The sequence below is a fragment of the Roseiconus lacunae genome (genome assembly GCF_008312935.1).
In the GTDB taxonomy this organism is placed as follows: Bacteria; Planctomycetota; Planctomycetia; order Pirellulales; family Pirellulaceae; genus Stieleria; species Stieleria lacunae.
The window spans coordinates 1-10123 of sequence record NZ_VSZO01000029.1 but is presented as its reverse complement, the minus strand read 5'-3'; the positions used below and the strand labels follow the sequence as shown (position 1 = coordinate 10123).

At 51.7% G+C, this 10123-nt stretch carries 4 protein-coding genes and 1 pseudogene; 1 reads left to right on the top strand and 4 read right to left on the bottom strand.

Annotation, left to right across the window (positions count from 1 at the left end; translation table 11 throughout):
• Nucleotides 1-274: 274 nt before the first annotated feature.
• The 3 genes from FYC48_RS22155 to FYC48_RS22145 all read right to left on the bottom strand — a co-directional run bounded on the left by FYC48_RS22155 (nt 275) and on the right by FYC48_RS22145 (nt 8719).
• On the bottom strand, nt 275-1336 hold the full coding sequence (locus tag FYC48_RS22155) for a recombinase zinc beta ribbon domain-containing protein (protein WP_149498985.1): 1062 nt from the start codon (nt 1334-1336) through the stop codon (nt 275-277).
• 655 nt (nt 1337-1991) lie between these two features.
• Nucleotides 1992-2555, bottom strand: coding sequence for an amidase domain-containing protein (locus tag FYC48_RS22150; RefSeq protein WP_149498984.1), 564 nt, complete (start codon nt 2553-2555; stop codon nt 1992-1994).
• 671 nt (nt 2556-3226) lie between these two features.
• Nucleotides 3227-8719, bottom strand: a complete 5493-nt coding sequence (locus FYC48_RS22145) for an FG-GAP-like repeat-containing protein (protein WP_149498983.1) — start codon at nt 8717-8719, stop codon at nt 3227-3229.
• A gap of 423 nt (nt 8720-9142) precedes the next feature.
• Here FYC48_RS22145 and FYC48_RS22140 point away from each other — a divergent pair, with 423 nt between their 5' ends.
• Nucleotides 9143-9715 carry a glycoside hydrolase family protein gene (locus tag FYC48_RS22140; RefSeq protein ID WP_149498982.1) on the top strand — a complete coding sequence of 191 codons (573 nt, stop codon included), beginning with the start codon at nt 9143-9145 and terminating at the stop codon, nt 9713-9715.
• A 136-nt stretch (nt 9716-9851) separates the two neighbouring features.
• On the opposite strand, the pseudogene FYC48_RS22135 reads toward FYC48_RS22140, so the two are convergent.
• Nucleotides 9852-10123: pseudogene (locus FYC48_RS22135) on the bottom strand (hypothetical protein); the annotation flags it as partial.

Below are 10123 nucleotides of genomic sequence, written 5' to 3'. Positions count from 1 at the left end.
AGGTTCATGATCTGGCTGAGGCGAGCTCGTGTGACTTGCCCTGCTCGCGCCAAGTCGGCTTGCGATCGGAGGCGGCCCGATGCCAAAGCGTGGTCGAAATGGATGGCGAGTGCCATCAGCCGGGACAGTCTTGGCAGTTGGCCCGTTGTGGGCCGCGGTGGGGCCGTACCGCCGCGCACTTCGCGGGCGCCGCGATCCACGCGGGCAACGTGAAACGTGCGGCGTATCGCCGACGTGCGCGGCGGTGTTTCGTTTGAGTTGGTCGATAGGTCGCTCAATTCAATGTCTCCGTAATGTGTCGGGCAAAGTTGCCGTCCTGGCCGAGTGACGCGAGTCCGGCGGGCTGGAAGGTGATATCAAGCGTGCCCTCAACGCCGTCGTAGTCGATCCGTTCGATCAACAATTCCATCAGTCGGCAACGTTCTCGCGGTGGGATCGTGTCCCAGGCTTTATCCAGTTCACCGAGGGTCTTGCGGATCGATGCGTGGCTGACGCGAATCGACCGATGGTTGTCAATTGCTTCACGTAGCTCTTTCAATCGTGTTTCGCTTTTATCAATGCGTGCTTGCGTAGCTTCAATCAAGTCAGGGCTAGCGGCCGTTGCGACAAGGTGAGTCATCTCGGCGTGGTCCTCTTTGAGAAACTTCGCGATCGAATCGGCTTCACGTTTTTGCGAATCGATGTCCTCGCGGTTCTGCTCATAACAGCGTTCGTAGATGTCACGGATGAGCTGGTCGTCACTTGCGAACACGCGGAGTTCGTCGACGACAAACCCCTCAATTTGCCTTGCGGGAATCGAAGGCGATGGACAAGATTCATAGCCTTGTTTTTCGGCTTTGCCGCAAACGTAGTAACGATACCGTTTCGTGCCGCGGCCAGAAGAAGTGTGCCGCATGGCTCGATTGCATTTTGCACACCGAAGGATGCCTCGCAGCATTCCGTCGAAGCTGGTGGAAGCTCGTATCATTCCGATGCGACCATTTTTTCGCAGCGACTCTCCGACTTCTTTGAAGACCTCAGGATCGACGATGGCCTGATGCTGGCCTTCATGGATCTCGTCCTTGTACGTCAGCTTGCCGATGTAGGTGACATTGGTCAGCATCTGGTAGATGCGGTTCTTGTCATACGGCAGACCACCGCGTGTCGTGCCCTTCTTGGTCGTCCACTGCTTGGTACATCCCCGAGTGTAACGTCGGTGGTGACTTGAACAAGAGAACTCGCTTCGCGGTCGCCAATTCGCAATTAACTGCCTGAAGTGACGGCAAAAATCCGGGGATTCTTCAAAGAAGTTCTTTATGGTACAGAGCGCTCTCCTGCCAGCTCTTTGCGCGGACATCTCTACCTGCGTTTGACGACCGAGAGGTTCGAAAATGAGAGACGCAAATTGGCAAAAACTGACTGGGGCGCGGAGTTGGCCGATTCCGAAACTCGTTCGACAGCGAATGCTCCAAGGCGACCAAGTTGCCCGATGAACTTCCGTTCGTAGGATAGGAAATCCCGTATCAAGTCGTCGCGTCGTGTATGGCAAGTTCGTCGCGATTGCAAAGTCGCTAGAACTCCCATTTCACTTGACGGGGGGCTCGATTGGCTCGGCCTATGGCGAACCTCGGCTGACTCAGGACATCGACATTGCACCTCCCCTGACGCTGCCAAGCAACGCGCCGATGACTTGATCATGCAGCTAGTTGCGTCCGATTTTTTGTTCGGCGAAGAGACCGTTCGTCAAGCAGTTGCGCCTGGAGAACTGTTTCACTTACTCGATAAGACGGAAAGCTTGAAGCTCGATATCTATCCGAGGGAGTTGATTCCAGGTGAGCTCCAAAGATCGGTGCACTTAGTTTGAACGTCGCAGTCTACGGCTGCTGTGTCATTGTATTCGCTGAATGCCTTGACGGCACTGCTGTCCAGAGCTTTTCGGTCGTCGTGGACTAGATTGGGCTTTTGTATGTTGCCGACTCCCACTGCCGCCAGCATACATTTAAGTTGTCAATCTACAGATCGCTTATTCGATACGCCTTGCAATCGTTTACATCGAACTCAACGTATTCACCGCAACGATTGTTGGCGTGCCCAAATATCTTGGCTCCTTTCTTATCTGGTTGTCCATTGAGCATCATCACGTGGTTCTTGCTCCCGAACAGGCTTACGCGAAAAATGAAATCACCTGCTTTCGCATCCGCAATCTTGACTTGCTTTACGTTAGAGTACTTTTTTGTTGCGTTGTAAAACGCAGCTGCTAGCTCTTTCACTCGAATACAACATTTCGATTGGCATTCAACTTCAGTGCTGTCGACCATCACGCCGCCTTCTTTCAGGCCATGGCAAATGAAATGAGTACAGTCCGTCCCTTTCGGTGGCATGAATTCACCATCTGGGCAATCATTGCCTTGCTTGCAGAACTTCTTGTAATAGGCAAGTGCCTTGTCCGCATCGTACTTGAGCTTGCCCTCCGCCGGACCGGAAGCGGGTACAAGGATCGGATCCGCGGCTAACGAGTTATCCGCAAGCACGAAAGTAATCAAAGCCACTGGCAGCAAACAAGTGAACCTGTCCATCTTCTAGTCCTCACAGTGTTTTTTTGACGCAAAGCCGTTGCCGTTCACCGCATACAAAAACTCGAACGCGATTTGACTTAGTTTCACCGACCTATCATCGCCTATGGAAGGAGGCATTGTCAATTACTCTCGCAGTTCCTTTGAGGTAGAGTCACGCGATCAACTGTCTCTTTCAGGTACCTCGGCGGAACGCTTCGAGCAAATGTGAGGCGGAGATTTGGATGCGGGCCTTTGCATCGAAGTCGCCGCGGGGCTGGTGATCGGGCCCCAGGGTGAGTGTTGACGGGCACGAGAGAGTTCGAAGGACAATTTAGTTTTGCCCTTAAGTGCTAAAAGCGACGACCGAAGGTCAGCCATGCTTAAAACGAAGTTCCTAAGGTACAAATCGTGCTACTGCCAACTCTATGAGGAGTAGGCTCTCCCCAAGGTGTGACAAACTGCGACATTCGAATCTTCGAGCTTGACATTGGCAAACTGTTTTGGGCAAGGGAGTTGCGGAATCCGAACCTTTCTCGACTGCGATGTGCTCGAAAGTTACTAAGTCGCTGATCGCATTCAATTTGGTTCACTGGTTTGGAGTTCGCGGGTAGTCCGTCGTCAAAAAGAAGGGAACGATCTCTGACTTAGAGCTTGTACTCCGCATCCCAATGAGACTCGTCACCGACGGTGTGTCATTGCGAGCCATGGGTAACCACAAACACCATGCTCCCCCCAGTTGCATTCCCGAACCGAAGGTCTGGACGAGAGTTAGAGGCAATTGCCTTATGTTTATTCAGGGCCCACTGTAGGCAAAAATGCGTTTTTCCATCGATCGATTCCCGATTAGGCACCAGATGTGCCAAGTCGTCGACACCATCGCCGTTCCAATCCCCAACAAGATTCAGTTCAGAAGGGGGCGGGAGATTTACCAATGTCCCGACAGGGGAGAAGCCGTTCAAATTGCTGCCGAAATAGACAATTCTCTCCGGTTCCTTGAAACACTGGCACTGGTAACGAATACGACGCCTCCCCGGGACCGAGATAATTCGATTCACCAAGTATACCCTAGCAAACAATAAGTCGCTCATCCCATCACCATTCAGATCGGCTACCACAGGCTTACACTCCGTAGGCACATTGCTCCCTGGCAATTCTTCTGCGAGCGTCGGTTGCGAAAATCGGCCGGCTCCAAGGTTCAGCTGAGTGCGGTACGACCCTGCCTGGCTATCGTAAGAGAGTAAATCAGCCATCCCATCGTCATTCAGGTGAGCGACCAAAACATCACTCGTGTCCCAAAGCAGGAATTCCTTTGTGACGGAGTGATTGAAAAAATAGAGTTCGTTGAAGCTGCCCAATCGGTCATTTCGTTTGCAGACAAAGACACCCTCTCGCTTGCCGCCTTCGGCTTGCCTAATTAAACAAAGGTCCGTAAAGCCATCGCCATCGAAATCTCCAGCTATTACATTACCGGGTTTTCCGCCAAATAGCCCACTCTGAAAGCTGATTTCATCTGCGGTCAGCCCATCTGCGGAATTGAACCTGAATTCAAAATGTCGAAAAACCATATTACCTTTGCTCGTTGCTCGCACGAAACACAGATCAGAGAACCCGTCACCGTTGAAGTCTCCAGTAAGCTGCGTATTGCGCACCACCACCGCCGCGGCGGTGGACTTAAAGTATTCAGCCGAAGAAGCTGACCGCGCGGACGGCTGTTCGTGCTGTCGGTCTGCCGACCCAACGTTTGGAAGCTGAGGATTAACTGACCCCACGTTATCTGGCGAACCAAGTAATGATTGCAGCTGTGGCAGGTAATACCTCATCAGGTGTTTTGACAAAGGAAAAAGATTCTTCGTTTGCTCTGCTTCGAATGCGGTTATTTTTGCCAACGGATCAGCATCGCTTTGTAGTGTCGAATATTCCTTTGGTATTGGCGAAGTCTCGCTGTCTGTAAGCGGAGAACCGCAAGCAATCCAATTGACATTGCCGCTTGCCTGTTCCGTCCGTTGCAGCAACGAATTCGTGAAGAGTGCGTTTCGCATTTGGGCGCATGCTTGCTGATGAGTTACTACTACGATCGGCTCGTCCGAGTAATAGAGTAGGTGCGAAAGCTGTCTAGTTGTTCGATTCTTTTGTAATCGAGCCATCTCTGGCGTTGGTTTCTTAGCAAGCAGAAGAGTTAGCAGGCTCTTGCGTTCCTTTGAGCCGGCAACGCTTGGAGCGATCGCCTCCGGGGCGACATTCATGTATGACGAGACAAGACTGATCCATGCACGGTCGTAGACTCCTTCAGCGAAATCGTCGCCGACATCAGGTGTTCCAGTTTCTCCGGGAACGAGCGACGGGTCCAAAGCGTATTTTTCCCCGTTGATGAACGAAGGGTTGTAGATTAGCCGAACGGGGCGTCCCAAATTATCGGCAATCCTCTGGCTCGTTTGCTTTGCATCGGATAGGGAATTGAGGGCTCCATTCACATAGTAAACAGCGTCGAGTCGTCCTAAGTCTTCACGTGGTTGGAATTCTATTGGGTTAGGCTTCTCAAGAAGGTGCCACAATAAGTACTCGCGTGAATCTACCAACGACTTGCCCTCGGCATCTAAACGGTCCTTTGCAGCCTTGACAGCGGATTCAGACTTCCTTACCTCACTCTGCGCTTCACGGTCCTTTATCGCAAGAGTTGCAGATATCGCAGGTGCCAACTTCTTAGGTTCGCCCCGTACAGCCTCGTCGATAACACCTACGTCGGCGAGTACTCGCTTGGCGCTCGGACTAAAGCGACGCCGCGCACTTGCGGTCCAACGTCCAATCTGACCTCGCAGTTGGTTCCATGCTGTTCCGAACGCCTGGTCTAATCCCTCAAGTCGCAATACGTGCCTATGCCGGACAGATGCTTCGGCTGAAAACGACATGCTCCCGAGGTTGAACTCTAACCTATCCAGAGTAGCTCCGCCCTCATTCCCCAAAGCAAGTCTGCTGAGCAGGCCTTCAAGGCGTCCACGTATCGGCGTGCCCATTAAATTGACGATTGGCGTGTCGTCGTTGAGCTGGACATCGATGGACCGTGGATCAAACCCAAGGACCTTGGCAAATTGATTTTGGAGCCCGTGCTGAGCGCTTGAAGCTGAGAGCTTTGCGAAGTCCATGTGATCTAAGACCTTGGTCAAGGTCTTCCGCAGCTCGCTTGGCAATTCATTGCTCGAAACTAATTCCCGCAAGATTTCAGCCAATAGATCGAATTGCTCGCCCATCGGCTGGCCCTGGAACTGCCCGTTCTCGATACGAGCCAATGCACCTTCAATAAATGCGTTCTCATCGACTTTCGAGACCCAAGCAATGCCAAAGCCTGCATGCGGAGAATTCAGGTTGAGCTTATCGATTCGGTCCTGCAAAGCTCGTCTGTACTTCGCCCAATCAATCCCAAGCAGACGTGCTACCTCTTTGATAAGCCCTTCGTATAGCTTTGTGACGCCTGCAGTCTGAATTTCGTACCTGTACGGAACTTCGACAAACCGAATAGATAGATCTGGCAGATCGATCCCTAATTCCGCAGGGCTTTGCTTGGTGATGATACACTTCATCAGCCCTTTGAGCATCGCTCGCATATGAGACTGCTTTTCTTTTTCCAACCGCTGCTGAAGCCAGGCTTGGAGCTCATCAAGTTCAGACATTAGCTGATGTTCGGTTTCCAAGATTGCGTCCTCAGTCCCGTAACCGAATGTGGCAACAATCTTGACGCCTTCATTCGCAACTGTCTCCGCTGCAGCCCAGTCAACGAATCTCTTCGAAGCAAAGTAGGAGTTCCCAGAACCAAACCGGCGATAGAATTCTGAGCGTTTCTTATCGTAGTCGTTTGATGTTTGGACCAACTTAACTCCTTGTGCTGCGATCGCACCTGCTTCAACCACATCGACATTAGGGACAGGAATCGCACCTGAGAGCAGGGTCTTGAGGTCTTGGTTAGTCAACGTGAGGCCGGGTACGAAGTCCATTTCCACATGGTAAGAGCCGTTCGACATATTCAGCGACATCGCCAAGTCACTTCGCATGTCGTACGCTGTCAGACGCGAAAACCGAGTCAGAAAGTTTTGAATCTCTTGATACCAAGGAGTCTCCTTGATTTGCCGCACAACTCGCCCGACTTCAGCCCTTACGCTTTGCTCTAGTTTTTGAGCTTGCGTTTCAACAAACCTTCCGCCCTCCTTCAATTTCTTTTCGATATGCTGCGGGACATCCCCCACCTCTGATTTGAGTTGCTCAACTGCCACTTTGCCGTCTTCTACTGCCTTGGTGAGCTCTCGCGACACATCCTTTCGCGCTTTGTCTGCCGCAGCTCGGCCCTCGTCAACTCGCTCTGAAAACCACCTGCCCGCCTCTTTTGTAGCAACTGAAGGGTCAATATCCTCCCATCGCACCCTGGACGGATCCACACGCTCCCATGGAACATTTTGGGGGTCCAACGCTTTCCAAGGAACCTTGATCTGATCGATTTTTTCCCATGACAATTCACTCATTTGAGGAAGCGTCAGAGCTCCTAGGACTTTGCCAAGACCTTCGACGTCTGTCAGATCGCCAAGGAGCTTATTGAGCGTCTGTGGAGTGACTTTAGCAAGTAGTTCCGGCAAGCGTTCCTTCGCTGTTGCCTCCAGGACTTCAAGGGCACGGTTAGGCAACTTGGCCAATTCATCGATCGCACCTGCGATCTTATCGATGCTAATCTTCTCCAAGACGGTCGCTATGCGTTGCAACTGGAGCTTCGCCAACGCGCCAGCGACGACTTTCTCCGAAAGCTGCTCAAGCGCGTTTCCAACTGCTTCTGTATTAGCAATGTTTCGCACTGTCTCGCCGACATCGTCAGCGAGTTCCGAGAGCCCTTCCGCGATTTGGTCAACACTTAGCCTGTTGAGCGCTTGGCCTAATTTGACACGGTTGGCGATGGTTTTTGCAGTCTTGCTAATTTCGTCGCCAAGCCCGGTCAGGCCTTTGGCAATTTGATCCGGATTCAGTTTATCGAGTGCTTTTCCAAGATTGGCGCGGTTCTTGATCTCGACGGCCGTCTTGGTGATGTCGTTCCCTAGTCCAGACAGGCCCTTGGCAATTTGATCCGGATTCAGTTTGTCGAGTGCTTTTCCAAGATTGGCGCGGTTCTTGACCTCGATGGCAGTCTTAGTGATGTCGTTCCCTAGTCCAGACAGGCCCTTGGCAATTTGCTCCGGTCCCAGTTTATCGAGTGCTTTTCCAAGATTGGCTCTGTTCTTGATCTCGACGGCCGTCTTGGTGATGTCGTTCCCTAGTCCAGACAGCCCCTTAGCAATTTGATCCGGCCCCAGTCGATCAAGTGCCTTACCAAGATTGGCTCTGTTCTTAATTTCTGACGCCGTCTCGGTAATGTCATTGCCCAATCCAGACAGGCCTTTGGCAATTTGATCTGGATTCAGCTTATTGAGTGCTTTTCCAAGATTGGCTCGGTTCTTGACCTCGATGGCAGTCTTAGTGATGTCGTTCCCTAGTCCAGACAGCCCCTTGGCAATTTGATCCGGACCCAGCTTATCCAGCGCTTTTCCAAGATTGGCTCTGTTCTTGATCTCGACGGCCGTCTTGGTGATGTCGTTCCCTAGTCCAGACAGCCCCTCGGCAATCTGATCTGGACCCAGCTTGTCCAACGCTTTTCCAAGATTTCCTCGATTTGTCACCGCCTTTGCAGTCGCGCTGATGTCGTTGCCCAGTCCAGAGAGACCGCTAGCGATTTGATCCGGATTTAACTTATCAAGTGCTTCGCCCAGCTTCCGTCTGTCGGAGATACTCTGTGCAACTGTCGCAAGGTTCTCCACAGCCCCCAATGCATCCGCAACTTTGTCAACACTCAGACCGTTAAGTGACTGGCCAAGCTTACTCGGATCAGCCTTGCTGAGTTCTTTTGCGAGATCCCTGTATTTTGTTGGATCTGTGACAACGTTGAGTGTCTCCGTTACCGTATCCACGGTGGCTTCTTTCACATCGTTAACGATGTCCCCGACAGTCTTGGCGGGGTTGTTGACCACGTCGCCAAGACCCTTCTTCGCTTCCTCCCACTTATCTTTCCATATCTGGCCTGACGCAGTCTGTGGAATCGACGTAACGAACAACAGAAGTGCACAAGAAAAAAACTGTCGCCTGTACTTGTCTATCATCGCCTTCGCCCAATTACGCATTAGTAGTTTCAATTTTGATTGTGGTAAGCAGCAACCGCTACTTGATGCTGGAAAGCTCTACTAGCTCGGAACTCGAACCTGAGCTGGTTGCACTTACTGGGGGGCATGTTGCATCTCAGTCTCGCCCTCTGGATGAACCAGCAAAGGTAGGCAGTTTAGGGGATTTCTTACCCGGATGCCACAAAAAAGGGAGTGAGCGGATTGAGTTATCAACGCAATCCATGCTTCACTTGGCAAGCGAGCTTCGCCTTCCGACCTGCGAGGCCTTTCGTGCAGAAAGTTTTAAGCAGTCTGCATGTCACATCGTGCTCTCACGCATCTTTGCGATAATGAGCAAGCGATCGGGTCATTCAGTTCTGCCTTGCCGAAAGATCTCCGGTATCATCGCAATATCATTATTTTGTTCAAATTAGCGGGCGATCAATGAAGAGATTGGGAACCATCTTTTTCTGCACACTGTTGCTCACGCAGGTCGTTGCAAATGCAGAAGACCTTAATAAAGCAAAACTGAAAACGCAGCTTATTCAGCATGAAGGCAAGCGTTTGAAGGTCTACAAGGACTCTGAAGGTATTCCTACGATCGGTGTCGGGTTCAATTTGAAAAAGAAGGATGCGAAATCGAAGATTGAGGCCCTCGGCCTGCCATACAAAGATGTCTTAGAAGGAAGGGTTTCGCTCACCGACGCGCAGGCTGACACGCTTCTAAAAGGCGATATTGAAACTGCAATTTCGGACTGCGAGTCGGTCGTCGAAGGCTACTCGGAGTTATCCGATATAAGGAAGCGAGTTGTCGTGGACATGACCTTTAATCTTGGAAAGACGAGATTTTCAGAGTTCAAGAAAATGCTGGCTGCTTTGAAGGCCAAAGATTTCAATAAGGCAGCTGTCGAGATGAAGGACTCCAAATGGTGCAAACAGGTAAAAACCCGTTGTAGCACTTTGGAACAGATGATGCAGGCCAACAAAGATCCGTCATGGCTAAAAGATGCTGATTGAATTGGGCGATTTCTCCCTACTGCGATTGGCGTAATGCTCCAAGATGGCCTACATTCGCAAGTGCCCAACGGCAATCGTTGCGATCGTAAGTTCCTGAAATTCTTCGCCACATAGTCGACGTTATCGGACCTTCAAGCTAACCGCGATCGCTGCGACCGCCAGAACCGGTAAGCTTCTTGAAGCGTCGGCGTTGCTTGTCCCAGTTTGGTTCGGCGGCGATGGGGCGGATTTGTCGCTCGGTGATGGGCGCTCGGCCGTTGAAGTAGGGCTTTAGGAAGAGCAGCTTTTCTTGGAGATCGGGGGCGAGGTTGCAAAGGTTCATGATCTGGCTGAGGCGAGCTCGTGTGACTTGCCCTGCTCGCGCCAAGTCGGCTTGCGATCGGAGGCGGCCCGATGCCAAAGCGTGGT

Coding starts and splice junctions, on each gene's coding strand:
- FYC48_RS22155 (WP_149498985.1), bottom strand. CDS start 1,336: ATGTCCGCGCAAAGAGCTGGCAGGAGAGCGCTCTGTACCATAAAGAAC.
- FYC48_RS22150 (WP_149498984.1), bottom strand. CDS start 2,555: ATGGACAGGTTCACTTGTTTGCTGCCAGTGGCTTTGATTACTTTCGTG.
- FYC48_RS22145 (WP_149498983.1), bottom strand. CDS start 8,719: ATGCGTAATTGGGCGAAGGCGATGATAGACAAGTACAGGCGACAGTTT.
- FYC48_RS22140 (WP_149498982.1), top strand. CDS start 9,143: ATGAAGAGATTGGGAACCATCTTTTTCTGCACACTGTTGCTCACGCAG.